Origin of the sequence: Couchioplanes caeruleus, from assembly GCF_023499255.1 — a bacterium.
Lineage (GTDB): Bacteria > Actinomycetota > Actinomycetes > Mycobacteriales > Micromonosporaceae > Actinoplanes > Actinoplanes caeruleus_A.
Genome location: NZ_CP092183.1, coordinates 5161676 through 5186770, shown reverse-complemented (window position 1 = coordinate 5186770; position 25095 = coordinate 5161676). Strand labels below are relative to the sequence as shown.

At 72.9% G+C, this 25095-nt stretch carries 23 protein-coding genes; 9 read left to right on the top strand and 14 right to left on the bottom strand.

What is annotated here, in order from left to right:
• The first annotated feature begins 320 nt into the window (after positions 1-320).
• Positions 321-644 carry a putative quinol monooxygenase gene (locus tag COUCH_RS24060; protein ID WP_249607454.1) on the top strand — a complete coding sequence of 108 codons (324 nt, stop codon included), beginning with the start codon at positions 321-323 and terminating at the stop codon, positions 642-644.
• 79 nt (positions 645-723) lie between these two features.
• Here COUCH_RS24060 and COUCH_RS24055 read toward each other — a convergent pair whose 3' ends face one another.
• The gene (locus COUCH_RS24055; protein WP_249607453.1) at positions 724-1806 is read right to left on the bottom strand and encodes a cellulose binding domain-containing protein; all 1083 of its coding nucleotides are present in this window, start codon (positions 1804-1806) and stop codon (positions 724-726) included.
• 159 nt (positions 1807-1965) lie between these two features.
• Here COUCH_RS24055 and COUCH_RS24050 point away from each other — a divergent pair, with 159 nt between their 5' ends.
• Entirely contained in the window at positions 1966-3798 is a 1833-nt protein-coding gene (locus COUCH_RS24050) for a rhamnogalacturonan lyase (protein ID WP_249607452.1), read from the top strand.
• 172 nt (positions 3799-3970) lie between these two features.
• Here COUCH_RS24050 and COUCH_RS24045 read toward each other — a convergent pair whose 3' ends face one another.
• The 3 genes from COUCH_RS24045 to COUCH_RS24035 are packed head-to-tail and all read right to left on the bottom strand — an operon-like array spanning position 3971 to position 7925.
• Positions 3971-5332 (bottom strand): (Fe-S)-binding protein, encoded by a 1362-nt coding sequence (locus COUCH_RS24045; protein WP_249607451.1) that lies wholly within the window; start codon positions 5330-5332, stop codon positions 3971-3973.
• Positions 5332-6474: an FAD-binding oxidoreductase gene (locus tag COUCH_RS24040; protein WP_249607450.1), complete on the bottom strand. Its 1143-nt coding sequence runs from the start codon at positions 6472-6474 to the stop codon at positions 5332-5334. The genes COUCH_RS24045 and COUCH_RS24040 overlap by 1 nt, the downstream gene beginning before the upstream one ends.
• The gene (locus tag COUCH_RS24035; RefSeq protein WP_249607449.1) at positions 6474-7925 is read right to left on the bottom strand and encodes an FAD-linked oxidase C-terminal domain-containing protein; all 1452 of its coding nucleotides are present in this window, start codon (positions 7923-7925) and stop codon (positions 6474-6476) included. The genes COUCH_RS24040 and COUCH_RS24035 overlap by 1 nt, the downstream gene beginning before the upstream one ends.
• Before the next feature lie 138 nt (positions 7926-8063).
• On the opposite strand from COUCH_RS24035, the gene COUCH_RS24030 reads away from it, so the two are divergent.
• Together COUCH_RS24030 and COUCH_RS24025 are read left to right on the top strand one after the other, a co-directional pair.
• Entirely contained in the window at positions 8064-10937 is a 2874-nt protein-coding gene (locus COUCH_RS24030) for a M36 family metallopeptidase (protein WP_249607448.1), read from the top strand.
• A gap of 119 nt (positions 10938-11056) precedes the next feature.
• Entirely contained in the window at positions 11057-11911 is an 855-nt protein-coding gene (locus COUCH_RS24025; protein ID WP_430640816.1) for a polysaccharide deacetylase family protein, read from the top strand.
• A gap of 23 nt (positions 11912-11934) precedes the next feature.
• Here the strand turns inward: COUCH_RS24025 and COUCH_RS24020 are convergent, their stop codons facing one another.
• The 3 genes from COUCH_RS24020 to COUCH_RS24010 form a co-directional block, all read right to left on the bottom strand.
• Positions 11935-13902 (bottom strand): methyl-accepting chemotaxis protein, encoded by a 1968-nt coding sequence (locus COUCH_RS24020; protein ID WP_249607446.1) that lies wholly within the window; start codon positions 13900-13902, stop codon positions 11935-11937.
• A 112-nt stretch (positions 13903-14014) separates the two neighbouring features.
• Complete coding sequence (locus COUCH_RS24015; protein ID WP_249607445.1) at positions 14015-14317, bottom strand: hypothetical protein; 303 nt, start codon at positions 14315-14317, stop codon at positions 14015-14017.
• 105 nt (positions 14318-14422) lie between these two features.
• Positions 14423-14890, bottom strand: coding sequence for a MarR family winged helix-turn-helix transcriptional regulator (locus COUCH_RS24010; protein WP_249607444.1), 468 nt, complete (start codon positions 14888-14890; stop codon positions 14423-14425).
• A 17-nt stretch (positions 14891-14907) separates the two neighbouring features.
• Between COUCH_RS24010 and COUCH_RS24005 the strand changes: the two genes are divergently transcribed.
• A complete protein-coding gene (locus COUCH_RS24005) occupies positions 14908-15846 on the top strand; it encodes an alpha/beta hydrolase (RefSeq protein ID WP_249607443.1) in 939 nt (312 codons plus the stop codon).
• Here the strand turns inward: COUCH_RS24005 and COUCH_RS24000 are convergent.
• Together COUCH_RS24000 and COUCH_RS23995 are read right to left on the bottom strand one after the other, a co-directional pair.
• Complete coding sequence (locus COUCH_RS24000; RefSeq protein WP_233413624.1) at positions 15815-16084, bottom strand: hypothetical protein; 270 nt, start codon at positions 16082-16084, stop codon at positions 15815-15817. The two genes, COUCH_RS24005 and COUCH_RS24000, sit on opposite strands and share 32 nt — an antisense overlap.
• Positions 16085-16145: 61 nt before the next feature.
• Positions 16146-17711 (bottom strand): M4 family metallopeptidase, encoded by a 1566-nt coding sequence (locus COUCH_RS23995; RefSeq protein WP_249607442.1) that lies wholly within the window; start codon positions 17709-17711, stop codon positions 16146-16148.
• A 159-nt stretch (positions 17712-17870) separates the two neighbouring features.
• Between COUCH_RS23995 and COUCH_RS23990 the strand changes: the two genes are divergently transcribed.
• From COUCH_RS23990 to COUCH_RS23975, 4 genes are all read left to right on the top strand, one after another.
• Positions 17871-18890, top strand: coding sequence for a 3-oxoacyl-ACP synthase III family protein (locus tag COUCH_RS23990; RefSeq protein ID WP_249607441.1), 1020 nt, complete (start codon positions 17871-17873; stop codon positions 18888-18890).
• 75 nt (positions 18891-18965) lie between these two features.
• Positions 18966-19319 (top strand): YciI family protein, encoded by a 354-nt coding sequence (locus COUCH_RS23985; RefSeq protein WP_249607440.1) that lies wholly within the window; start codon positions 18966-18968, stop codon positions 19317-19319.
• A 53-nt stretch (positions 19320-19372) separates the two neighbouring features.
• On the top strand, positions 19373-20563 hold the full coding sequence (locus COUCH_RS23980; RefSeq protein ID WP_249613795.1) for an RNA polymerase sigma factor: 1191 nt from the start codon (positions 19373-19375) through the stop codon (positions 20561-20563).
• An 18-nt stretch (positions 20564-20581) separates the two neighbouring features.
• Positions 20582-21253, top strand: coding sequence for a TMEM175 family protein (locus tag COUCH_RS23975; protein WP_249607439.1), 672 nt, complete (start codon positions 20582-20584; stop codon positions 21251-21253).
• On the opposite strand, the gene COUCH_RS23970 is transcribed toward COUCH_RS23975, so the two are convergent.
• The 5 genes from COUCH_RS23970 to COUCH_RS23950 form a co-directional block, all read right to left on the bottom strand.
• Complete coding sequence (locus COUCH_RS23970; protein ID WP_249607438.1) at positions 21250-21564, bottom strand: hypothetical protein; 315 nt, start codon at positions 21562-21564, stop codon at positions 21250-21252. The genes COUCH_RS23975 and COUCH_RS23970 overlap by 4 nt on opposite strands.
• Before the next feature lie 83 nt (positions 21565-21647).
• Positions 21648-22532, bottom strand: a complete 885-nt coding sequence (locus tag COUCH_RS23965; protein WP_249607437.1) for a glutathione S-transferase C-terminal domain-containing protein — start codon at positions 22530-22532, stop codon at positions 21648-21650.
• Between the two features lie 28 nt (positions 22533-22560).
• Positions 22561-23796: an EAL and HDOD domain-containing protein gene (locus COUCH_RS23960; protein WP_249613794.1), complete on the bottom strand. Its 1236-nt coding sequence runs from the start codon at positions 23794-23796 to the stop codon at positions 22561-22563.
• Between the two features lie 5 nt (positions 23797-23801).
• Positions 23802-24677, bottom strand: coding sequence for a class I SAM-dependent methyltransferase (locus COUCH_RS23955; protein ID WP_249607436.1), 876 nt, complete (start codon positions 24675-24677; stop codon positions 23802-23804).
• A gap of 4 nt (positions 24678-24681) precedes the next feature.
• Entirely contained in the window at positions 24682-25044 is a 363-nt protein-coding gene (locus tag COUCH_RS23950; RefSeq protein WP_249607435.1) for a YybH family protein, read from the bottom strand.
• Positions 25045-25095 lie beyond the last annotated feature (51 nt).

The window sequence follows — 25095 nt, the reverse complement described above, 5'->3', positions numbered from 1 at the left end:
TCCCTCACGTCGGCCCGGCCGGTGCCGGGCGGCTCCTCGTGACGCTCGAGTCAACCGTGCGAGCCTACGACCCGGCCACCGATTTGCCCGCGACCCGGCCGCGTCGCGCCGCCGGCGACGGCCGGTCCGCGCGGTGATGTCTCCGCGCTGCTGCTGGTGGTGGCCGGTCCGCGCGGTGGTGTCTCGCGCTGCTGGTGGTGGCCCGGCCGCGCGGTGGCCGAGCGCGTCCGCGGTCTCCTCGGCAAGATGGACCGGGTGACGGCCCGCCGCCCTGCCGGCGGGACCCGTCGTGCGGTGACGGCACGAGGAGAGGACGAACGATGATCTTCATTACCGCGAAGTTCCAGATCAAGCCCGAGGACGCCGACCGGTGGCCGGAGATCGCCGGTGCGTTCACCCGCGCGACCCGCGCGGAACCGGGCTGCCTGTGGTTCGACTGGTCCCGCAGCGTCGACGACCCGAACGAGTATGTGCTGGTCGAGGCGTTCCGTGACGGCGACGCGGGCGCTGCGCACGTCAACTCCGCGCACTTCAAGCAGGCGCAGCGGGACCTGCCGCCGCACCTGCGGTCCACCCCGCGGATCGTCAGCCAGAACATCGAGCAGGACGACTGGTCCGAGCTGGGCGAGATGGCTGTCAAGTGAGCCAGGGGGCGTGGCTGCGCACCTAGCTCGCGGTCAAGTGGGCCAGGGGGCGCAGCGAGCGCCGCGCCCCCAGCCGCGGTCAGGAGATGGCTGCCTGCACGGCGGGCAGCCACCGGCCGGCGATCTTGCGGTTGCCGGCGTCGTTGGGGTGGACGCCGTCGCCGGTGTCGGTGGCCGGGTCGAAGCCGGTCCACTGGTCGACGACCGTGATCGGCGAGGCCGCGGTGGACAGCCCGGCGGCCCAGCCCGGGATCGCCGCGTTGAGGTCACGGACGCGTGCCGCGCACTCCGGGCAGGTCGGCGGGTTCATCGGGATGATCTGCGCGACCAGGATCTTCATGGCCGGGTTCTGCGCGCGCATCTGGCCGACGAGCTTCGTGAACGCCGCGAGGATCGTGGCGGTGGGCCGGTTGCTCCACACGTCGTTGGTGCCGAAGTGCATCATCACCACGTCCGGCGTGGTCGCTGCGAGCCAGGCGGGCAGCTGGTTCTGGTCGGCCACGGTGGTCGCCAGGAAGCCGCCGTGGCCCTCGTTCTCCCCGTCGTACGGGAACCCGCATCCCTGCGCGGGCAGCGTGCCGACGAAGTCCACCCGCTCGGCCGGGAGCTGCTGCCACAGCAGTGCCCGCCAGCAGCCGGGGGAGCCGGTGATCGAGTCGCCCAGCGGCATGATCTTCACGGCCCGGCCGGCGGGCGGCGGGGTCGAGGGCGAGGACGGCGGGGTGGACGGCGAGGACGGCGGGGTGGACGGCGAGGACGGCACCGAGCCGGTGCAGGCGGTGCCGTTGAGCGTGAACGCGGTGGGGGAGGCACCGGCGCCCGAGCCGTTGAAGCCGACGGTCGTGGTGGCGTTCGTGCCGAGCGAGCCGTTCCAGCTCGCGTTGCGTACGGTCACAGCCGCGCCGGACTGGGTCGCCACCCCGTTCCACAGCTGGGTGACGGTCTGCCCGGACGGGAAGCTGAAGCCCAGCGTCCAGGCGGTCACCGGGTCGCCGAGGTTCGTGATCGCGACCGAGGCGCCGAAGCCGCCGGGCCACTGGTTCGTCACGCTGTAGGCGACCCGGCACCCCGCCGCTGCCTGGGCCGGCCCCGCTGCAGCCACGGCCGCGACGCCCATCAGCGCCGTGCCGGCGGTCAGGACGGCGATTGTTCGTCGATGCATGGGGATCCTCCGGGGATGGAGCTGAACCGTGAAAGGGCAATGCCGCATTCTGACATGGGAGCGCTCCCAAAAAAAGACGTGAATCGATTGACTCGGGTCTGCGCGCAGGGCATGGTGGGAACGCTCCCAACCCCCGATTGCCGATTGGCGGACGCCCACATGTCGCTACTCGGAAAGCTGCTCGTCCCGGCCGTCGTGGTCCTCGGCGCCGGCCTCACCGTCACGCACGCCGACGCCGCCCCGCCCGCCGGGGCCGCCGGCACGCTCGCCACGCGACAGCTGGAACGGCTCGACCGCGGCCTCGTCAGCGTCCGCTCCGGCAGCGGCAACCTGGTCAGCTGGCGCTGGCTCGCCACCGACCCGTCCGACGTGGGCTTCCACGTCTACCGCGGCGGCACCCGGATCACCTCCACGCCGGTCACCGGCTCCACGAACTACCTCGACGCCGGGGCCGCCGCGGGCGCCTCGTACACGGTGCGGGCGGTGGTCGGCGGCGTCGAGCAGGCCGCGGAGGGACCGTCGCTGAGCTTCACCAACGGCTACTACGACGTACGGATCCAGAACCCCGACCCCTCGGCGTACGCGGCCAACGACGCGAGCGTCGGCGACCTGGACGGCGACGGGCGCCTGGAGATCGTGCTCAAATGGGAGCCGCTGAACGCCAAGGACAACTCGCAGTCCGGCGTCACCGACCCGGTGTACGTGGACGCGTACCGGCTCGACGGCACCCGGCTGTGGCGCATCAACCTCGGCCGCAACATCCGGGCCGGCGCGCACTACACCCAGTTCCAGGTGTACGACTACGACGGCGACGGCCGCGCCGAGGTGGCCATGAAGACCGCCGACGCCACGGTCTCGGGCACCGGGCAGGTCATCGGCAACGCCAACGCCGATTACCGCAACTCCAGCGGGTACATCCTCAGCGGCCCGGAGTTCCTGACGATGTTCGACGGGCGCACCGGCGCAGCGCTGTCCACGGTGGACTACGTGCCGCCCCGGGGCACTGTCTCGTCGTGGGGCGACTCGTACGGCAACCGCGTCGACCGGTTCCTGGCCGGGACCGCGTACCTGGACGGGCAACGGCCCAGCCTCATCATGGCCCGCGGCTACTACACCCGCAGCGTGGTCGTGGCCTGGGACTTCCGCAACGGCGCGCTGACCCGCCGCTGGACCTTCGACAGCAACAGCTCGACCAACCCGGGCACCGCCGGGCAGGGCAACCACCAGCTGGCGATCGCCGACGTGGACGCCGACGGCCGCGACGAGATCGTGTACGGCTCGCTCGCCATCGACGACAACGGCGCCCGGCTCTGGAACACCGGGTACGGCCACGGCGACACCCTGCACGTCGGCGACCTCGACCCGGCCCGCCCGGGGCTCGAGGTGTTCAAGGTGGACGAGGACGCGAGCAAGCCGTCGTCCTGGTTCGCCGACGCCCGTACCGGTCAGATCCTGTGGTCGACGCCGGCCGCCGGGGACAACGGCCGCGGCGTCTCGGACGACATCTGGGCCGGCAGCCCGGGCGCCGAGTCCTGGTCGTCGCTGGCCGACGGCGTCCGCAGCCCGTCCGGCGCGGTGGTGACGTCGCGCAAGCCGAGCTCCACCAACTTCCTCGCCTGGTGGGACGCCGACCCGGTACGGGAACTCCTGGACGGCACCCACATCGACAAGTACGGCACCTCCGGCGACACCCGGCTGCTGACCGCCTCGGGGGTGCACTCGAACAACGGCACCAAGTCCACGCCCTCACTCTCCGGCGACCTGCTCGGCGACTGGCGCGAGGAAGTCATCTGGCCCACGAGCGACAACACGGCGCTGCGGATCTACTCGACCCCGGTGCCGACCGACCGGCGGATCACCACGCTGCTGCAGGACACCCAGTACCGCACCGCGATCGCGTGGCAGAACACCGCGTACAACCAGCCGCCGCACCCGAGCTTCTTCATCGGTTCGGGCATGGCGACCCCTCCTCGGCCGGCAGCCGCCCGCTGAGGAACGACGACCTCGCGGCCCGGCCCATCGCGGCCGGCCGCGCAGGTGCCCGCCGGTGCCTGGTGAGTGGGACGACCGCCGGCGGGTGCCGTGGGCGGCGGCCGGGAGGAGAGGGCCCGGCCGCCGCCCCTTCACGGCGGCGGCGAGCTGCCCCGCCGCCGCCGTGGGCGGTTCAGTCCGGCAGCAACGCCCGGGGCTCCAGGCCGCGGATCGAGGCGTCCAGCACCTTCGCGGTGTGCGCGAGGGCGATCTCGCCGCCGAGGCGGCGTACCGAGGCGGCCACCTGCATCAGGCAGCCCGGGTTGGCCGTCACCAGCAGCTCCGCGCCGGTGGCCAGGACGTTGCGGGCCTTGCGGTCGCCGAGCTCCGCCGCGGGCTCCGGGTTCAGCACGTTCCAGATGCCCGCCGAGCCGCAGCAGATCTCCGGGTCGGCGATCTCCTTGACGGTCAGCCCGGGAATTCCCCGCAGCAGGGCGCGGGGCTGCGCGCGTACGCCCTGGGCGTGCCCGAGGTGGCACGCGTCGTGGTACGCGACCGTCAGCGGCAGCGGGTGCCGTGGCGCGACCGGCCCCAGCTCGACCAGGATCTCCGACAGGTCCCGCACCTTCGCGGCGAACCCGGCGGCCGGCCCGGCGTACCGCGGGTCGTCGCGCAGCAGGTCGGCGTACTCCTTCATCGACGAGCCGCAGCCCGCCGCGTTGACCACGACATGGTCCACGCCGGCGCGGGCGAACGTGTCGATGATCCGCCGGGCGAAGCGTTGCGCCTCCTGCTCACGTCCGTTGTGGACGCTCAGCGCGCCGCAGCAGCCCTGCCCGCGGGGGACGACGACGTCGCAGCCCTCCGCGGCCAGGATCCGGATCGTCGCCGAGTTCACATCCGGGAAGAACGCGCCCTGCACGCAGCCGGTCAGCACGCCGACCACCGCGCGGCGCGTGCCGCGCGCCGGGATGAGGCGCGGGGGAGGGGGAACCCGGCCCAGCCGCGGCGCCAGCGACTCCAGGGTGGCCAGGGTCGGGCCGAGCCGTTCCAGCAGTCCGGTCCGGGCGACCAGGCGCTGCAGGCCCGTCGCCTGGTACGCCCGCAGCGGCCCGCGCAGCAGCCGCAACCGCCGCGGGTACGGGAACAGCGAGAAGATCGCCGCACGCAGGGCGCGCTGCGCGGGCGTACGGTCGAACCGCCGCTCGACCTGCGCACGGGTGTCCTCGATGAGCCGGTCGTAGCGGACCCCCGACGGGCACGCGGTCACACACGCCATGCAGCCCAGGCAGCGGTCGTAGTGGCGGACCATCGACGCGGTCATCGGCTCGCCGTCCAGGCCCTCCTTCATCAGGTAGATCCGCCCGCGCGGTGAGTCCATCTCCTCGCCCCACAGTGCGTACGTCGGGCACGTGGTCAGGCAGAAGCCGCAGTGCACGCAGTCGTCGACGATGTCCGAGCGCGGCGGCCGGTGGTCGTCGAACGCGGGCTCACCGGCCACCGGCCCCAGCACGTCGCGCGGGCCGTCCTGCGTACCCCAAGTGCTGTCGACCATCAGATGCCTCCCACGAAGCGTCCCGGCGCGAAGTGGTGGCCCGGGTCGAACTGGTCCTTCACGCGGCGCATGAGGTCGAGACCCGGCACCGGCCCCCACATGTCGACGGCCTGCCCCACCTCGGCCGGCGCGGTCAGCACGACGGCGTGCCCCCCGGCCCGGACCGCCTCGGCGCGCAGCCGTTCGACGATGCGGGGGACGTCCCCGGTGACCGGCGCGTACAGCACGCCGGTGCCCGCCGAGCCGCGGATGCCGGTCTCCCCGGCGGCCTCGACCAGGTCCGGGACCTTCGACAGCGCGGCGGTCAGCTTCAGGCCGGTGCCGCCGGGCTGCCACGGGTACGCGCCCCACCAGGACGGGAGGTCGCCGCTCTGCCCGCCGAGGACCTTCTCGAGCCGGGCCGCGCGGTCGCGCACGCCCTCCGCCGTGCCTTCGACCAGCACGGCTACCGTGACCTCGCCCTCCGGCGGGCGGTCCACCTCCACTGCGGACGGCACGATCTGTTCGTCGCGGACCGCCGCCAGCAGGGCACCGACCCCGGCAGTCGGGACCGTACGGGTGACCACCGCCCGCGCCGGGGGCACCGGGTGCAGGCGGAACGCGCACTCGGTGATCAGGCCGAGGGTGCCGTACGAGCCGGTGAAGAGCTTGCCCAGGTCGTACCCCGCGACGTTCTTGACGACCTTGCCACCGGAGTGCGCGACCGTCCCGCCCGGCCGCACCACCGTGATGCCGATGAGCAGGTCGCGGGCGGTGCCGTAGAGCATCCGGCGCGGACCGCTGACGTTCACGGCGACGCTGCCGCCGACGGTCGCGCCGGGCAGCGGGCTGTCCAGCGCGAGCTGCTGGGAGCCGAAGTCCAGATCGGACAGCCGCGTGCCGGCGCGCAGCACGGTGATGAGGTCACCGGCGGCGTGCTCGACGACGCCGGTGAGCCGGTGGGTGTCCACGATCAGATCGAGCCGCCGGGGCGGCGGTCCCCAGCCGAGCTTCGTGCCGCCGCCGCGCACCACGACGGCGAGGTCCTCGGCCGCGGCGGCCCGCAGCACCTCCGACGCCTCCTCGGTGCTCGCCGGGGCGGCGACGAAGCGTGCGGGCACCCCGGCCACGTGGTCGTCGGTGCCCGCCGGCTGCCAGCGCATCAGAAGATCTCCGCCGCCGCGGGCGCGTCGGCCGCGCTGTGCCGCCGGGGCACCTCGCCGCACAGCCGGGGCGTCGGGAAGATCTTGCCCGGGTTGGCGAGCCCGGCCGGGTCGAACGCGCAGCGCAGCAGCTGCATCGTCACCAGGTCGTCGTCGGTGAACATCCTCGGCATGTACTTGGCCTTGTCGGTGCCCACGCCGTGCTCCCCGGTGATCGACCCGCCGTACTCGATGCAGAGGTCGATGATCGCGCCGGAGACCTCCTCCGCGCGCTCGGCCTCGCCGTCGGTGGCGGCGTCGAACAGCACCAGCGGGTGCAGGTTGCCGTCGCCGGCGTGGAAGACGTTGGCCACCCGTACGCCGTGGGCGCTCGCGACCTCGCCGATGCGGTGCAGCACCTCGGGCAGCGCGGTCCGCGGGATCACGCCGTCCTGCACGATGTAGTCGGGGCTGATCCGCCCGACCGCGGCGAACGCCGACTTGCGGCCCTTCCAGAACAGCGCCCGCTCGGCGTCGTCCGCGGCGATCCGCAGCTCGGTCGCGCCGTTGGCCTCGCACAACGCGGTGACCTGCGCGAACTGGGCGGCGACCTCGGCGGCCGGGCCGTCCAGCTCGACGATCAGCACCGCACCGGCGCCCGGCGGATAGCCGCACGCCACGGCCGCCTCGGCCGCCTCGATCGCGAGCGCGTCCATCATCTCGACCGCCGCCGGCACCACGCCGGCCGCGATGATCGCGGAGGTCGCCGCGCCGGCCGCGTCGGTGGTCGCGAAGGCGGCGAGCAGCGTGCGCACCGACTCCGGCAGGCGGGTCAGGCGTACGGTCACCCGGGTGGCGATGCCCAGCGTGCCCTCGGAGCCGACGAACGCGCCGAGCAGGTCGTAGCCCGGGGTGTCCGGGGCCCGGCCGCCGAGCTCCACCAGGTCGCCGTCCGGCGTGACGATCTCGGCGCCGAGCACGTGGTTGGTGGTGAAGCCGTATTTGAGGCAGTGCGCGCCGCCGGAATTCTCGGCCACGTTGCCACCGATCGAGCAGATCTGCTGGCTCGACGGGTCCGGGGCGTAGTAGTAGCCGTGCGCCGCAGCGGCCCGGCTGACCTGCAGGTTGATGACGCCCGGCTGCACGACGGCCCGCTCGTCGGCGGGCGCCACCTCGAGGATGTCGCGCATCTTCGCCGTCACGATCAGCACGCCGTCGGCGTGCGGCAGGGCGCCGCCGGACAGCCCGGTGCCGGAGCCGCGGGCGACGAACGGCACGCCGGCGGCGACGCAGCCCGCGACCGTACGGGCACACTCGGCGGCGTCGCGGGGCAGCACCACCAGCCCCGGCGTGACCTTGTAGTGGGCGAGGCCGTCGCACTCGTACGTCCGCAGCTCGACCCGGTCGGACACCACCCGGTCCGCGCCCAGCGCCGTGCGCAGCCCGGCCGCGAGCTCATCCAGCGACGTCATCGGCGACCCCCTAGCCGCCAACTTAGCCGCGGTCACGGACAGAGTCGAGACGTCCGCGGAGGGTATCCACGCATGTCGATCTTCCCGTAGTGTCTCGGGCGTCCGGGAGATCCCTGGGACGACCTGCAGGAGGCATGCGTGCGCATACGCAGACGGTCCGCCGTCGCCGGAATCATCGCCGCCACCACGATCATCGCCACCGCGCCCATCGGCGCGAACGCCGCACCGGCCGACCCCTCGCCGGCCGCGGCCACGCCGCTCACCGGCGACGATCTCGACCACGCCTACGAGTTCGTCGACAACCGCGGCGGCAGTGCAGCTCCCACTGCCGGCCAGCGGTCGCTCGTGCGCGACGACAACCTCGTCACCCGCTGGAACAGGCTCGGCACGCCGGCCTCGGTCACGCCCGCGAAGGGCCGCCTCGCGGCCGGGCTCGCCGGCAGCCCGGAGACCGTCGCGCGCCGCTACCTCAGGAACAGCGCCGGCCTCTTCTCGCTGCGCTCCGCCGCCGTCGACGAGCTCGACACCGTCGCACAGACCAGGGTCGGCAACGGCACGGTCGTGCTGCTGCGCCAGCGGTACGGCGGCCTGCCCGCCGCGCACGACGGCCTCGTCGCGGTCGCCGTGAAGGGCGGCGACGTCCTGCGCGTCACGTCCTCGCTGAGCCCGCGCACGGCCAAGCCCGCAGCCGCGCGCCTCAAGGCGGCCGACGCGCTCGACGCCGCCCTGACCGACGCGAGGATCGCCCGGTCCGAGCTGGCCGACTCCCGCGTCCGGCTGGTCGCCGTGCCGATGCCCGGTGCCGACCCGCGCGCGGCCTACGAGGTCGTCGTGATGAGCAAGAGCGCCGACCACCCGCTGGCCTACACGACGTACGTCGACGCGGTCGACGGCTCGGTGCTGATGCGCGAGAGCCTCGTGAACTTCGCCGAGGACGACCCGCACTGGAAGGTCTTCCCGGCCACTCCGCCGGCCAACGGCGCCGACACCCGCCAGCTGTGGTGCGCCACCGCCGCCACCGGCTGCGCCCGGCAGGTGCTCGACCCGGCCACCGGCAAGGCGTGGGACGTGGACGCCGCCACGGGGACCCCGACGTTCACCACGACCGGCAACTCCGCCGAGTCCGTACGCCTGTGGGGCGACGGCAGCCCGGCGACGCCCGCGGCCACCCGCACCGACCGCGAGTACGTCTACCCGTTCACGAACCAGTGGAACACCAGCAAGTGCGACCCCGCCACGCTGAGCTCGCCGCAGCAGGCCGACGTGGACGCCGCCACCGCCAACCTGTTCGCGATGCACAACCGCATGCACGACTGGTCGTACGGGCTGGGCTTCACCGAGGCGACGTGGAACCTGCAGAAGGCGAACACCCTGCCGTACGGCAAGGGCGGCGACGCCGAGCGCGGCAACGCCCAGCAGGGCGCGGCGACGGCCACCACGCGCAACAACGCCAACCAGGCGACCCCGCCGGACGGCATGCAGGCCACCACGAACATGTACATGTGGCAGCCGTTCGCGGGGGCCGCGTACCCGCCGTGCGTCGACGGCGACTTCGACATGACGGTCATCGGGCACGAGTACACCCACGCGATCAGCAACCGCATGATCGCCGGTCCCGACGCGGGCATCAGCTCGACGCAGGGCGGCGCGATGGGGGAGAGCTGGTCCGACCTCACGGCGATGGAGTACCTGTTCGAGAGCGGCTACACCCCGCGGGGCAACACGCCGTACGTCACCGGCGGCTACGTCACCGGCGACCTCGCGACCGGCATCCGCAACTACGACATGAGCAACAGCCCGCTCAACTACTCCAACTACGGGTACGACCGCGGCTCGGCCGTGCACTCCGACGGCGAGATCTGGAGCGCGACGAACTTCGACGTGCGCCGGGCCTTCGTCGCCAAGTACGGCTCGGGCACCCGCGCGCAGCAGGAGAGCTGTGCGGCGGGCACGACGCCGGTGACCGAGTGCCCGGGCAACCGGCGCTGGATCCAGCTGGTGTTCGACTCGTACCTGCTGGCCGCCACCGGTCAGATCAGCATGCTGGACATGCGCGACAACATGATCACCGCGGACGCGCTGCGCTTCGACGGCGCGAACGCCGATCTGCTGTGGAACGCGTTCGCCGCCCGCGGCATGGGCGCCGGCGCCTCCAGCGGCCCGTCCGACGCCGACCCGGTGCCCAGCTTCGCGTCGCCGTACGTGGAGAACTCCGAGGTCACCTTCAAGGCGCTCGGCGAGGCTGCCGGCAAGCCGGTGCGGCTGTACGTCGGCGACTATGACTTCGGCTCCGTACCGATCGCCGACACCGACCCGGCCACCGACCTGCCCGCCACCGTGACGCTCGCGCCGGGGACGTACCGGTTCCTCGCCATCGGCGCGGGCTTCGGCCACAAGCGGTTCACCCAGACCATCTACCCGGGGGTCACCGCCCAGGTCGGCGTGGTCATGCCCACGAACCTCGCCTCGGCCGCGGCCGGCGCGACGATCAGCGGTGACGGCACCAACCTCGGCCGGCTCACCGACGAGGCCGAGGGCACCGCGTGGACCGCCACCGGCGGCGCGGCCGGCCGGCAGGTCACCGTGGACCTGCCCACCGACGCGGCGAAACTGGTCTCCCGGGTGCAGCTCAGTGCCTTCCCGGGCGCCGGCGCAGCGACCAGCACGATGTACAGCACGGTCCGCCAGTTCGAGATCCTGACCTGCAACGCGGCCGCGGGCGCGGACTGCGCGAGCGACGCCGGGTACCGGGTGGCATTCACCAGCCCGGCCAACGCCTTCGACACCGGCCAGTTCCGGCCCAAGGTGCCCAACCTGGTGCTCAAGTCGTTCGCGGTACGGCCGACCCTGGCCACCCACGTGAAGCTGCGCGTGCTCACCAACCAGTGCACCGGCAACCCGCTCTACGCCGGTGAGCAGGAGAACGACCCGCGCAGCGTCAGCGACTGCGCCACCGGCTCGGCCGCCGCGAACAACGCGGTCGCCGCCGAGTTCCAGGTGTTCAGCAGCTGACCCACCGGACATGGGGGTACGCGGCCACGGCCGGGTACCCCCATGACGCTGCGTCGTGAGCCGCGCGCCGAGAGGCACTTCACCGTGGCGTGACATCCGGAGGACGACGATGTCGGACCATGTCGATCTTGCCTTCAGTCCGTATGCGGGTGGCGGCGGGGTGGTTGGATGGGCGCAGGCTCACCGCGGTCGCGGCGGCGCTGACCCTGGCCGGCTGCTCGGCCGGCGGGGCGCGCGACCACGCCGGCGCGTCGGTGCCGTCGTGGGCGCCGGCGCCCAGCCCCTCCGTCTCCGCGACCACGCCCGGCGCGAAACCCGACCGGCAGCACGACGGCTGGCGTGACTCCGACATCCCCGTGTTCCCGCCCGCGCCGCCCGCGCAGAAGATCGCCCCGGTGGCCGGCGGGAAGGTGCCGTACCTGCTGCGCATCCCGACGACGCAGAAGGTCGCCTTCATCACCATCGACGACGGATTCGTGAAGCACCCCGAGGCGCCGAAGCTCATCGCCGCGGCGCACGTGCCGGTGACGCTCTTCCTCACCACCGACGCCGTCAAGGACGACCCGGGCTTCTTCAAGCCGATGATCGAGGCGGGTGCGGTGGTCGAGGCGCACACGATCAGCCACCCGAACCTGCGCGGCAAGCCGTACGCCGTGCAGAAGCACCAGATCTGCGGCTCCGCGGACCGCCTCGCCCAGTGGTACGGCCGCCGCCCGGTGCTCTTCCGGCCACCCTTCGGCAACAAGGACGCCACCACGCTCACCGCGTCCCACGACTGCGGCATGAAGGCGGCGTTCATGTGGAAGGAGACCGTCCACAAGGGCAAGGTGCGTTACCAGGAGGGGCACCGCGTCCAGCCGGGCGACATCATCCTCATGCACTTCCGCGAGGCGTTCGTCGACGACTTCCTGGCCGCCCTGCGCGCGATCCACAAGGCCGGCCTGACCCCGGCGCTGCTGGAGGACTACGTCTGAGGGACGGCGGGACGAAGCCTCCGTCAGTACCGGAACGTGCCGACGAGTGTGGTGAGCTGCCCGGCCAGCTGCGACAGGTCCGACGCGGCCTGCTGGGTGGCCCGGGCCCCGTCGGCGGTCGCGGATGCCACCTCGGCCACGCCGGAGACCGTACGGGCGACCTCGCCGCTGCTGGTGGCCGCCTCGGTGACCGTACGGGTCATCTCGGCCGTGGTCGCGGTCTGTTCCTCGACCGCGGACGCGATCGTGGTGGTGTAGTCGCCGATCCGCGTGATGACGGTGGAGATCTCCGCGATGGCGTCGGCGGCCGAGCCGCTGGAGGTCTGGATCGCGGTGATCCGGGCCGTGATCTCCGCCGTGGCGCCGGCGGTCTGCTGCGCCAGGTCCTTGACCTCGCCGGCCACCACGGCGAAGCCCTTGCCGAGCTCGCCGGCCCGTGCGGCCTCGATGGTGGCGTTGAGCGCCAGCAGGTTGGTCTGTTCGGCGATCGACGTGATGAGCCGGACCACGTCGCCGATCTCGGCGCTCGCCGTACCCAGCTCGGCGACCTGCTCGTTGGTGCTCCCGGCCACCGCCACGGCCTGGCCGGCGACCTGCGCCGCCTGGGTGGCGTTGGACGAGATCTCCTGGATCGAGGCGCTCATCTGCTCGGCCCCGGCGGCGATCGTCTGCACACCGGCGTTGACCTGCTCGCTGGCCGCGGACGCGGTCCCGGCGCGTGCCGACGCCTCGGCGGCACCGGCCTGCAGCTGGCTGCTCACCGCCGACAGCTCCTCGGCAGCCGCGGCCAGCGACACCGCCGAGCCCGCGATGCCGCGGACCGTGGTGGCGACCTTGTCGACGAACTTGTTGAACGCCGTGGCGAGGTCGCCCGCCTCGTCGTCGTGCCGGGCCTGGACCCGCTGCGTGAGGTCCCCGTCGCCCTCGGCGATCTCGGTCATCCGGTCGCGGAGCCGTTCGATGGGCCGCACGATGGTCCGGGCCACGAGCCAGGCGGCCAGCGCGGCCAGCAACACGGCCGCGATCGCGAGCAGCGTGCTGATCCGCCGCGTCTTCGTGGCCTGCGCGAGGATCGTGCTGGTCGGCACGGACACGATCAGCGTCCAGGTGTCGACGGCGGAGAGCCGGACCGGCGCGGCGATCTGGAGCGTCTCGCCGTCCGGGGTGCCGAGGGTGTGCCGCTCGACCTTGCCCGACCGCGCCGCGGCGGAGGCGGGTCCCGTCAGCCCACCGGGTGCCGGCTTGCCGGCCTGCTCGCTGCTCCCGCCGCCGACCAGCGCGCCCGCTGTGCTGATCAATGCGGCGTGCCCCGTCCCGAACGGCCGGATGCCGGCGACCAGGTCCTGCAGGCTGGTGAGCGCCACGTCGATGCCGGCCACCCCGACCACCGCGCCGTCGCGGGTGATCGGCACGGTCAGCGAGGTCATGAGCACGTCCTTGCCGCCGACGGTGTAGTGGTACGGCTCGATCACCTTCTCCCGGCCGCTGGTGCGGGGAACAAGGTAGTAGTCGCCCGCGCCGGGCTTGTCGTAGTCGGTCAGCGGGCTCAGCGTGATCTTGTCGCCGTCGCGGAACACGTACGGCACCAGCCGCCCGGTAGCGTCGTGGCCCGGGCCGGCGTTGCGGAACGCGGTGTCCCGGCGGTCGAAGGCGTTGGGCTCCCACGCGGTCCAGGTGGCCAGGTAGTCGGGATGCGCGGCGAGCACATTCCTCAGCTCGGCGGTGACCAGCTCCCGGTCGGCGCCGTGTGCCGATGCGGCGCTCAGCACCTGCGCCAGGTCCCGGGCGGTGCCGAGGCCGGCGGTGATCTGCTCCTTGACCTGCTCGCCGTTGCGCCCGGCGACCTCCTCGGCGTGCGCGAACCCCGACGCGCGGGCGTCCGCGGACGTGCGCCGGGTGATGTAGGCGACGACGAGCAGCATGGACACGGCCAGGACCGCCACCATGCATGCCATGACCCGCAGCTTGATCGTGAACCGGGGACGGCGCACCGATGCTCCTCCTGCTCACCCGCGCAAGCGGGCTCCGACACCTCCGACAGTGTGAAGATCGGCAGACGGCGGTCACCGGCTGAGGCGCAGGCCACATTCCGGGCTGACGAGCTCAGACGCGAGCCGCGGCGATGAGGGCGCGGACCTCCTCGAGGCCGAGGAAGGCGCGCATCCGGATGTCCAGCGCTCGGCCGCACTGCTCCACCACGCCGCCGCGCGCCATCATGACGTGCGCCAGCGTCAGGAGGGCATCGGTTCCGGTCTCCGTGCCGGTCAGCCCGGCGCCGGCGAGCACCTGGTCCCAGACCGGCGCGGGGTCCTCCAGGGTGCGGTGCAGGCTGCCCCGCGCATCGGTCAGCCGGGGCCGGTGCAGGCCGTAGACCGGGGAGGCATCCTGTGCTGCTGCCGTCGACATGCTCATCTCCCTTGTGTGACGCGTCGCCGGACGATGTGATCGGCGGCCCGGTTCAAGCGGGGCTCAAGCCCGCCTCTGCTGCCGGTGCGGATCCGTGCATCGCCCTCAGCCCGCAGGCGTGCCGATCTGATCGGCCTCCAGCGCCGCCCGCAGCCGCGCGAGCGACCGCGCGGCGGCCGTGACCGCGGACGCGCCGAGGTGGACCGCGACGAGCTCGCGCAGGCCGTCGGCGACCGTCTGCTCCGCCCGGTCCGCCAGGTGCCGGCCGTCGTCCGTCAGAACCAGCACCGACGAGCGGCGATCGGCGGGGTTCGGCTCGCGGGTGACCCAGCCCCGGCTCTCGAGCCGGTCGACGCCCTTGCTGGTGGCACCGACGCCGATGGCGAACCGGCCCGCCAGGTCGCCGACCCGCGACCGCGGGTGGTCGCGCAGGTGCCGGAGGAACTCGTACTGGGACGTCACGATGCCGTGCCGCTCGCGGAGCCGGTCGTTGAGCGCGTTGTAGAGCCTTGTCTCGCACCGCACGAGGTCGTCGAAGAAGCCGAGCAGGCCGTCGGAGGATGTGTATTCCACGGCATATACTCTAGCCCATGAGCATGGCACAACGCGCGCGCATCGACGCGCTGCTGCGCCGGCCGGCGCCCTCGGGCCCGCGGCCGGTCGAGGAGATCAGGGCCGGCTTCGAAGCGCTGATGGCGGGCATGATCGTGCCCCGCGGCGTGCGGACCGGGCCCGAAACGCTGGGCGGCCGGCCCGCGCTGGTGGTCGAGCCGGACGGCGGCCCGCGCGCGGGCACGATCCTCTACTTCCACGGCGGGTCGTTCGTCTTCGGCTCGCCCCGGACCGCGCTGTCGCTGACCGCCAACCTGGTGGTGCGTACCGGCCTGCGGGCGTACTCGCTGGACTACCGGCTCGCGCCCGAGCATCCGTTCCCGGCCGCGGTCGAGGACGCCGTCGCTGCGTACCGGGCCCTGCTGGACGGCGGCGCGGACCCCACGACCGTCGTCCTCGCCGGGGATTCCGCCGGCGGTGGCCTCACCGTGACGACCTGCCTCGCCGCGCGCCGCGCCGGCCTGCCGATGCCCGCCGCGCTGGTGGCCTTCTCGCCGGGCCTCGACGCCACCCGCTCCGGCGCGAGCATGCGGAGCAGGGCGGCCGCCGACCCGCTGCTGACCGGCGAGGGACTCGAGCGCACCGGCGCGATGTACCTGGCCGGGCAGGACCCGCGGCAGGAGCTGCTCAGCCCGGCGGTCTGCGCCGACCTCACCGGCTTCCCGCCGATGCTGCTCCAGGTGGGCACCAACGAGCTGCTGCTCGATGACTCGACCCGGATCGCCGAGCGGGCCCGGGCCGCCGAGGTCGACGTGATCCTCGACGTCACCGCCGGCGTGCCGCACGTGTTCCAGGCTTTCGCCGGCACGCTCGTCGAGGCCGACCGGGCGCTGGACCGGGCGGGCCTCTTCGTCGCCCAGCACGTTCGCGCCGGGGCGGCCGGGCCTACGGGATCGGGCGGCGCATCGAGTACGTGACGCCGTGCAGCCGGTGCGGCTCGTTCACGACGTGGATCGCGGCCCGGTCGTACGCCTGCCACCCGGCCGAGCCCGCCCGGTTGAGGTGCTTCAGGTCGTCGAAGCGCTCGTCGGTGCCCCAGCGCAGGACGCCACCCGGGTGGTAGAAGGTGGCCGTCCAGTCCATGAAACGGTCGGCGCCGAACGTGCCCGCGGCACGGTACTCGAGGCGTGCGTACTCCCAGTTGGTCACAGTCATGATTATCTCTGCGCGGTGCGGGGCCGCGCACCATGGCGCGCGGCCCCGCCGTGCGGGCGTGTCAGCCCACGTTGACCGCGGACCAGGCGGCCGCCGTCGCGGTGTACTCCGCGCTGCCGGCGCCGTACAGATCGCGGGCGGCGTTCAGCGTGGCCGTACGGGCGTCCGCGTACTTGGTGTTCGAGGTCATGTACGTGGTCAGCGCCTTGTAGAAGATGGCGCCCGCCTTGTCGTTGCCGATGCCGGTGACCGTGCTGCCGTTGCACGTCGGGCTGTTGTACGAGACGCCGTTGACGGTGTGCGCCCCGCTGCCGACGGCGAGCAGGAAGAAGGCGTGGTTGCCGACGCCGGAGGAGTAGTGCACGTTGAGGTTGCCCACCGTGCTGCTCCAGCACTTCGCCGAGGCGCCGTCCTTCGACGGGTCGTCCATCCAGCGCAGCGGCGTGTGGTCCAGCGCGATGTTCTCGCCGATCAGATAGTCGCCGACGTCCTTGGCGTTGTTCGAGTAGAACTCGACCAGCGTGCCGAAGATGTCGCTCATCGACTCGTTGATGCCACCGGACTCGCCGCTGTAGACCAGGCCCGCGGTCCGCGAGGTCACGCCGTGGGTCATCTCGTGACCGCCGACGTCCAGCGCCGTGAACGGGCCGAAGTTGGTGCCGTCCCCGTCGCCGTAGATCATGCAGAAGCAGCTGTCGGACCATCCGGCGTTGTTGTACTTGTTGCCGTAGTGGACCTTGTTGTAGCTGCCCGCGCCGTCGCCGGCGATGCCCTGGCGCCCGAAGGTGTCCAGGTAGTAGTCCCACGTCTCGGCGACGCTGTACTGGGCGTCCACGGCGACCGTCTGGTCGTTGCTGAGCGTGCCGGTGCCCCAGACGTTGTCCGCGTCGGTGAACAGGGTGCCCTTGCCGATGCGCCGGTTGTTCATGTCGGTCGTGTACGTGCCGCCCCGGACCGGGTCCTTGAGCTGGTACGTCGAGCCCGACTTGGTGGTGTCCAGCGGCACCGTGCCGACGTTGTAGCCGGTGCCCGACCCCTCGACGGTCTGCACCTCGCTCCACTTGTCGACGACCTTGCCGGTGTGCGCGTCGACGAGCACGTGCGTGACGCCGTCCCCGCCGGCCGGGTCCGGCACGGTGATCGTCGTGCGCCACACCAGCACCGGCGTCGCCGGCAGCGCGTCCACGGCCAGGCTCGGGGCGGCGCCGGCGATCGACGTGCCACCGAGGGCCTTCGTCGCCGCGCCGACCGCCTTGGCCGCGCTCAGCGACGGGGTCGCCGACAGCGTGAGCGGGGCCTTCTGGGTCTTCGTCACGGCGCTCAGCGCGCCCGTGCCGGTGAGGTGGGCGATGACGTCGCCGCCGATGACCGGCAGCCCGCGGTACGCGCGGTTTAAGTGCACGTGGCTCGCGCCGCTTTTCTCGATCAGCACGTCACGCTGCGAGAACGCGTCCGACGCGCCCGCGGCGAAGGCGGCCTTGTGCTCGGCGACCGCGCTCGTGGCGCGGCTGGCGGCGAGGGCCGGGGTGACGGGTGCCGGCTCCGCTGCCGCGGCGAGCGTGGCGGGGGCGGCCAGCGCGGCCGAGGCGGCCAGCGTGGTCGCTGTGACGATGGCTCTGGTGCGCACCGTTTCTCCTCTCGTCCCGGCCTTGGTCGGGCCGGGTTGAGATAGAGCATTGTGAATCAAGCTCAGAATAGGAAGGCCTCGTCGTAAAAAGCCTGTGACGCGGCCCCAACGGGCAGCGAGTTCCTCAACCGGGGCGCCCGCGCGCCGATCAGTGGGGGCATGCAGTCGATACCGCACGTCGGGATCCTCGGCACGGGCTCGTACGTGCCCGAGCACGAGGTCACCAATGAGGCGCTCGTGGAGCGGGTGACCGACACCACACCCGAGTGGATCTCCCGCAAGACGCTGATCGAGGCCCGCCGCTTCGCCGCCCCCGACGAGGCCACGTCCGACCTGGCCACCAGGGCTGCCGCGGCCGCCCTGCAGAGCGCGGGGATCGCCGCCGACCGGGTCGACTACATCATCGTCGCGACCTCCACCGGCGACTCGCCGCAGCCGCCGACCGCCTCGCTGGTGCAGCACGCACTCGGCGCGCACCGGGCGGCCTGCTTCGACATCAACGTCGTCTGCGCCGGGTTCGTCTTCGGCCTGGCCCTGGCCAACAGCCTGATCACGGTCAAGCCGGACGCCGTCGTGCTGGTCGTGGCCGCCGACGTGTACTCACGCATCCTCGACTTCGACGACCGCCGGACCGCGATCCTGTTCGGCGACGGGGCCGGCGCGGCTGTCGTCGGCGCGGTGCCGGCGCCGTACGGGCTGGTCGACCTCGAGCTGGTCACCCGCGGCGACGGGCACGGCCTGATCCACGTCAAGGCCGGCGGCAGCCGCCTGCCCGCCTCCGCCGAGACCGTCGCGGACGGCGACCATTTCTTCCGGATGAACGGCCGCGGCGTCCGCGAGTTCGTCATGGCCGGGGTGCCGCCGGTGCTCGCCGACCTGCTCAAGCGGGCCGGGGTCACCGCCGAGCAGATCGACCACTTCGTGCCGCACCAGGCCAACGGCGTCATGATCCAGGAACTCGTCGACGCGGCGGGGCTCACCACCGCCCGTACCCATCTGGTCCTGGACCGGTACGGCAACACCGGCAGCGGATCGGCCGGCGTGGCCCTGGACGCCGCCGCCCGCTCCGGCGCGCTCGCCGCCGGCGACCTGGTCCTGGTCGCCGGCTTCGGCGGCGGCATGTCCGTGGGCGCGGCGCTGATGCGCTGGTACGGGGGCGGAAAACCGGCCAGGCCGTAGTGTCGATGCGCGGCGGGCCCGTTCGTCGGATCTGATGAACGGGCCGCAGGGGCCCCGCGAGATCGGACGGAACACATGGCCAGGTACCTGATCCTCATCTACGGCGACGAGAAGCAGTGGGACGCGATGACGCCGGACGAGTGGGAACGGCACGGCGCCGCGCACGGGGCTTTCGTGGCCGCGGCCGGCCCGGCGAACCTCGGCGGCGCCCAGCTGCAGCCCGCGTCCACGGCGACCAGCCTGCGCGCCGGCGACGGTGGGCCGGTGCCCACCGACGGGCCGTTCGTCGAGACGAAAGAGGTCCTCGGCGGCTACTACCTGATCGAGGCGCCCGACCTCGACGCCGCCATCGCCCTCGCGAGCCGGCTGCCCGAGGTCGCCGCGAGCCACAGCGGCGTGGAGATCCGCCCGATCGTGGAGCGGAATTGACCGACCGGATCGCCGAGGCGGTCGCGGACGCGCACCGGCGCGAGTGGGCCTCCGTGCTCGCCGCGACGGTGCGCGTCACGCGCGACCTCGACCTCGCCGAGGAATGCGCGCAGGACGCGTACGCCCGCGCCCTGCAGGCGTGGGAGCGCGACGGCGTCCCCGACCGGCCCGGCGCCTGGCTCACCACGGTCGCCCGCAACCGCGCCCTCGACCTCCTGCGCCGCGAGACCGTGCTGCGCCGTACGCTGCCGCAGCTCGTCACCGAGGAGGCCGTCACCGCTGGCGCCGACGAGGAGCGGCCGGCGGTGGACGACGACCGGCTCCGGCTGATCTTCACCTGCTGCCACCCGGCGCTGGCCCGCGACGCCCAGGTGGCGCTCACGCTGCGCCTGCTCTGCGGGCTGTCCACCGCGGAGGTGGCCCGCGCCTTCCTGGTCCGGGAGGCCACCATGGCGGCCCGGATCACCCGGGCCAAGAAGAAGATCGCGGCGGCGCGGATCCCGTACCGGGTGCCGTCGGCCGAGGACCTGCCCGTCCGGGTCGGTGCGGTCCTCGACGTCGTGCACCTGGTCTTCACCACCGGCCATACCGCGCCGGTGGGGGAGCGGCTGGTGCGCCGCGACCTCACCGACGGAGCCCTCCGCCTGGCCCGCATGCTGCACCGGCTGCTGCCCGGCAACGGCGACGTGGCCGGGCTGCTCGCGCTGCTGCTGCTCACCGACGCCCGGCGCGACACCCGTGCCGCCCCGGACGGCCGCCTGGTGCTGCTGGCCGATCAGGACCGCGGCCGCTGGGACACCGGCCGCATCGCCGAGGGAACCGCGCTGCTCACCGAGGCGCTCAGCGGCCGGCCACCCACCCGCTACGCCGTGCAGGCGGCGATCGCCGCGGTGCATGCCGAGGCCCGGACCTGGGCGGACACCGACTGGGTGGAGATCTGCGGCCTGTACGACGTCCTGCGCACCCTGTGGCCCAACCCGGTCGTGGACCTCAACCGCGCGGCGGCCATCGGCATGCGCGACGGCCCCGCGGCGGGACTGGCCGCGCTGGAACCGCTGCGCGACGAGCCGGCGCTGGCCACGTACGGCTACCTCAGCGCCGCCCGTGCCGACTTCCTGCGCCGGCTCGGCCGCTGGGACGAGGCGGAATCCGCGTACGAGGAAGCCCTGGCCCTGTCCGGCAACGACGCGGAACGCGCGTTCCTGGCCGGGCGTCTCACCGAGGTCCGCGCGAACCGGCGCTGACCACTACGCTTCGCCCTCATGGATCATGCACGACCCCTCGAGGAGACGGCGGAGGCGGAGCCGAACGCCGTCGCGGCCGAACGGCTGACGTTCTTCGGCGACGCCGTCATCGCCATCGCCATCACTTTGCTCGCGCTGGAACTCCCCGTTCCGGAAGGGCTCACCACCCACCAGGTCCTCGACCAGCTCTCCGAGGCCCGCGGCGAGTACATCGCGTTCCTGATCAGCTTCGTCGTGATCGGCGCGCACTGGGGCGGCCACCACCGCGTCTTCCGCCACGTCGACCGCACCCGCGGCCCGCTGACCCTGCTCACGCTCGGCTGGCTGCTCATGCAGATCCTCACCCCGTTCACGACGAAGGTGCTCAGCGCCGACGGGGCCTTCGCATTCCGGTTCATCCTGTACGCGTCGGTGCAAGCGCTCGCCGGCCTGTTCTTCATGCTGATGGTGCGCCAGGTCCAGGCGCACGGGCTGTACCGGCCGGGGACTCCGCCGGACCTGTTCCGCCGGGCCTACTTCGGGCAGGGCTCGCTGGCGCTGGGCTTCCTGCTGTCCATCCCGGCCGTGTTCCTGGTGGAGGACCGGGCGTACAACTTCTGGTTCGGCGTGCCGGTCGCGACGGCCCTGGTCCGCCGCATCCTCCGCAAGCGTCGCGAAGCCGCCGCGACCCGTCAGCCAGAACGACCCTAGGGCTTCTCCGCACCGCCGTCGCGCCGCAGGTCCTCGAGCATCTTCGCCAATTGCGACGGCGGGAGCGAGGTGCGGACGAGGCACGCGCCAGCCTCCGCCTCGGGGTCGAAGTCCTTCCCGCACACCTGTCGCAGGTAGGCCTCGTCGGACGACATGGGGGCCGCTCCGGACGGGGGTGCGGGCGACGGTGCGCCGTCGGGTGTGGGCCCGGGGCCGCGCAGGAGAAGCGCCGCGCTCGTTCCCGCGGCCAGCACGCCCACGCCCGCCGCGGCCATGGTCAGGCGGTGATGCGCCCGGGTTCGTTCCGGCATCTGTCCTCCGTCGGTCGCCGGCCTGCACGGTAGCGGGTGGCACGCCGAGGACCGCGTCCGGGCGCAGCGGCGAGCTGCGGCGCTCAGCGGTCGGCGGGGGCGGACCAGTCCGGGAGGGTCGCGTCCGGGCGGCTGAAGGTCGCGAAGTCCGTCGTGTCGCGGAAGGCCGGGATCGTGTAGAGGTCGCGGGCGTACGACCACAGGTGCGGGTACACGTGCAGCCCCGGGTTGATCGTGCGGGCTGCGTTGGCGCCGACGTCGTAGCGGACCAGCGTGACCCACAGGCGGATGTCGGCCTCGGTCAGCGCGTCGCCGAGCAGGTAGCGGGAGCGGGAGAGCCGGTCGTCGAGCTGTTCGAAGGCCTCCAGCAGCGCCGCGCGGGCCGGGCCGGGGCGGGTCGCCGCGCCGGCGCCGTGGTTGACCGCCGGGCCGAGCCAGCGGTCCAGCTCCTCGATCCGGTCGCGCAGGTGTTCCGGGTACGTGTCCACGAGCGGCGTCGCGAGGTGGCGGAAGCGGGTGGCCAGGTCGATGCCGATGGTGTGGCTGTCGTTGCTGACCAGGCGGGAGTGGACGCGGTCCCACAGGGCCGGTACGGACACGTGCCCGTCGAAGCCCTCCTCGCCGGCCTCGTACACCTCGCGCAGGAAAGCGACGCCGTTGACCGGGTCGGGCCCGTACTGTTCGCGGAACGCCCAGCCGCGACCGTCGCGCTCGCCGTCCACGAAGGACATGCTGACGACGTCGTCGAGGCCGGCCAGGGTGCGGGTGATGGCGACCCGGTGCGACCAGGGGCAGAACCAGCCGCCGTACACGTGGTAGCGCTGCGGCCGGGCGGTGAACTCGCCGTCGTCGGTGATGCGGCCGGTGAAGCGCAGCAGCGGCCCGGGGGTGTCCGGGATGCGGTACTCGCCGTAGGTCGCGGTGTCGGCGGGACCGGCGAGGCGGGCGGCCGGTGGCTGGCTGGTCATACCGCAAAGCCTACTTTTTCAGTAGGACTTAGGCAACGGCGGTCTGGGTGGCCGCCACGGCCATCGTCGACCAGCGCATCGCCGCCATGACGGTGCCGGACAGGTCCTCGCCCGCGTACGCCGCCGCGACCTCGCTCAGGTCGCCGCGCTCGTACGCGTTGACCACCCGCAGCACCTGCCCCAGCGGGCCGGTGCCGCGCTCCAGCGCCGAGGCCACCTCCGGGCTCAGCGGCAGCTGGTGGGCCACCGCCGCCGGGCTCATCGCGAGCAGGCCCGCGACCGCGGTGATCAGGCCGGCCATGAAGGCGGCGTCGGCGCTCGCGCCGAAGGCCGGCGCGACGTTCTCGCAGAGCCGGGCCCGGGTCAGCGCCTCGGCCATCTGCGCCTCGGTCGCCTCCGCGACGTCGTCGACGACCATGAGCATCGCCCACTGCCGGATGTGGGCGAGGCCGAGCATGACCACGGCCTGGCGTACGGAGGACACGCGGCTGGTCGCCCCCACGGCGGCCGAGTTGCTGGCGCGCAGCACCCGCATCGTGAGCGCGGGGTCGCCGGCGATGATGCGCAGGATCTTCTCGAGGTCGGCGTCCGCGGCGCTCAGCTCCCCGAGCAGCTCGAGGCGGCGCAGCTTCGACGGGGTCAGGCTGGTCGCGGTCAGTACCTGCGGGCGGCTCAGCACGTACCCCTGGCGCAGCTCGAAGCCGTAGCGGTTGCTCAGCGCGAGGTGCTCGCCGGTCTCCAGGCCCTCGGCGACGATCTGGATGTCGGGGAACTCGCGGCACGCCTTGACGATCTCGTCGAGGTGCGACAGGTCGCCCTGCAGCAGATCGAGCTTCACGTACGAGGCCAGCGGCAGCAGCCGTTCGTGCCCGGAGCCCCAGACGAAGTCGTCCAGCGCGATGCGGTAGCCCTGCCCGACCAGCGCGGTGATGCCCGCGATCACCTCGTCGTCGACGTCGACGCTCTCGAGGACCTCCAGGACGACGTGCTCGGGGCCGAACGGCAGGGTCAGCTCGCCGGTCAGGAACTCCCGGGTCATGTTGATGAAGCAGGTACGGTCCCCGACGACCTCGTCGATGCCGAACTCGGTGAACGTGTTGACGATCACCTGGCTCGTCGCGTACGTGTCGCGGCGGCCGGCCTCGACCGCGTCCATGCTGCCGCGGAACAGCAGCTCGTAGGCGACGACGTCGCCGCGCACGTCGAAGATCGGCTGCCGGCCGACGTGCACGAGCTGAGTGCCCGGCAGCGGGAACGGCACCATGGGGTTCACGCCGTGACTGATCGGCCACCCGGGTCCGTGCTTGAGGCTTCTGCGAGCAGGGCGTAGAACAGGGGCACTTTCGGTGCGGTGCCCGGGAGCCGCCACCATCCCCGCGCGGTGCGCTCCATGTGCGGCCACCGCGGCCAGGGCAGCTCGTCGCTCTCGGTCAGCGACCGTACGGCCAGCCCGGCCCGGCTCAGCGCGGTGACCACCTCGCCCAGCCCGTGCTCCCACTCGTAACTCGTGGTGGCCGAGGTCAGCGCGGGCCCGTCGGTGTACGTGTACGTGGCGTCGAGCTCCGCCGCACCCCGGCCGCCCAGCATGTCGTGGCGCAGCGTCAGCGCGTTGTCGGGTTCCGGGTCGACCAGCCCGAGCGAGCGCAGCACCGGATGGAACTCGGCGACGTACGCGACCCCGCCGGGGCGCAGCAGGCCGGCGACGACCGCGGCCCAGCGCTGCAGGTCCGGCAGGTAGCACAGCGCGCCCTTGCCGGTGTAGACCACGTCGAACCGGCGCCCGCCGAGCAGCGCCGCCGCGTCGTACACGTTGCCCTGCACGTACTCGATCGCCGCCCCGGCGTCCGCGGCGATGCGCCGGGCGGCCTCGACGGCGGCGCCGGACAGGTCGAGCCCGGTGACCGTCCGCGCGCCCCGGCGTGCGAACGCGACCGTCTCGGTGCCCAGGTGACACTGCAGGTGCAGCACGTCTTTGCCGGAGAGGTCCCCGAGGTCGGCCCATTCGTACGCGGCGAACCAGTCCTCCGGGTCCCGGCCCGCCACGTCGTAGAACCGGCTCGCCAGGTGGATGGGCGTGCGCTCGTCCCAGTTCGCCTCGATCGCCGCCATCCGGCCCCGGGTCGCATCGTCGAAATCGGTCGTCATGACCTCAGGTGACCGTGTTCTGGTCGTGCAGCAGGAGCCACGCGCCGCCGATCCGGGCGAAGACGAGCGTCAGCACGTACGTCATCGTGTACGGCTTGCCATCGGCGTCGAGGTCGCTGTACGTGACCCCGTGGATCGCGACGCCCGTGCCGCCCGCCTCGGTGCGCCGCAGCGGCTCGAGGGCCCAGCTCCAGTCCGGGTCGCCGAACCACTCCCGGTGGAAGGCGGCCACCTCGTCCCGGCCGGCGAGCAACCGCCCGTTCGGGGCGACGAGGCTCACGTCGTCGTGCACGGTCGCGAGGAACGCGTTCAGGTCACGGGCGGCGATCGTGCTCAGGTGGTGGTCGACGGCCTCACCGAACTGCATGCGTCATGGTCTTCCCTCTCGAACCTCTCGAAGCGATGCCGCAGCATGGCA

Bases quoted from the DNA above. Each gene is read 5' to 3' on its own strand.
- COUCH_RS24060 (WP_249607454.1), top strand. From the start codon at position 321: ATGATCTTCATTACCGCGAAGTTCCAGATCAAGCCCGAGGACGCCGAC.
- COUCH_RS24055 (WP_249607453.1), bottom strand. From the start codon at position 1,806: ATGCATCGACGAACAATCGCCGTCCTGACCGCCGGCACGGCGCTGATG.
- COUCH_RS24050 (WP_249607452.1), top strand. From the start codon at position 1,966: ATGTCGCTACTCGGAAAGCTGCTCGTCCCGGCCGTCGTGGTCCTCGGC.
- COUCH_RS24045 (WP_249607451.1), bottom strand. From the start codon at position 5,332: ATGGTCGACAGCACTTGGGGTACGCAGGACGGCCCGCGCGACGTGCTG.
- COUCH_RS24040 (WP_249607450.1), bottom strand. From the start codon at position 6,474: ATGCGCTGGCAGCCGGCGGGCACCGACGACCACGTGGCCGGGGTGCCC.
- COUCH_RS24035 (WP_249607449.1), bottom strand. From the start codon at position 7,925: ATGACGTCGCTGGATGAGCTCGCGGCCGGGCTGCGCACGGCGCTGGGC.
- COUCH_RS24025 (WP_430640816.1), top strand. From the start codon at position 11,057: ATGTCGATCTTGCCTTCAGTCCGTATGCGGGTGGCGGCGGGGTGGTTG.
- COUCH_RS24015 (WP_249607445.1), bottom strand. From the start codon at position 14,317: ATGTCGACGGCAGCAGCACAGGATGCCTCCCCGGTCTACGGCCTGCAC.
- COUCH_RS24005 (WP_249607443.1), top strand. From the start codon at position 14,908: ATGAGCATGGCACAACGCGCGCGCATCGACGCGCTGCTGCGCCGGCCG.
- COUCH_RS24000 (WP_233413624.1), bottom strand. From the start codon at position 16,084: ATGACTGTGACCAACTGGGAGTACGCACGCCTCGAGTACCGTGCCGCG.
- COUCH_RS23990 (WP_249607441.1), top strand. From the start codon at position 17,871: ATGCAGTCGATACCGCACGTCGGGATCCTCGGCACGGGCTCGTACGTG.
- COUCH_RS23985 (WP_249607440.1), top strand. From the start codon at position 18,966: ATGGCCAGGTACCTGATCCTCATCTACGGCGACGAGAAGCAGTGGGAC.
- COUCH_RS23975 (WP_249607439.1), top strand. From the start codon at position 20,582: ATGGATCATGCACGACCCCTCGAGGAGACGGCGGAGGCGGAGCCGAAC.
- COUCH_RS23970 (WP_249607438.1), bottom strand. From the start codon at position 21,564: ATGCCGGAACGAACCCGGGCGCATCACCGCCTGACCATGGCCGCGGCG.
- COUCH_RS23965 (WP_249607437.1), bottom strand. From the start codon at position 22,532: ATGACCAGCCAGCCACCGGCCGCCCGCCTCGCCGGTCCCGCCGACACC.
- COUCH_RS23960 (WP_249613794.1), bottom strand. From the start codon at position 23,796: ATGGTGCCGTTCCCGCTGCCGGGCACTCAGCTCGTGCACGTCGGCCGG.
- COUCH_RS23955 (WP_249607436.1), bottom strand. From the start codon at position 24,677: ATGACGACCGATTTCGACGATGCGACCCGGGGCCGGATGGCGGCGATC.
- COUCH_RS23950 (WP_249607435.1), bottom strand. From the start codon at position 25,044: ATGCAGTTCGGTGAGGCCGTCGACCACCACCTGAGCACGATCGCCGCC.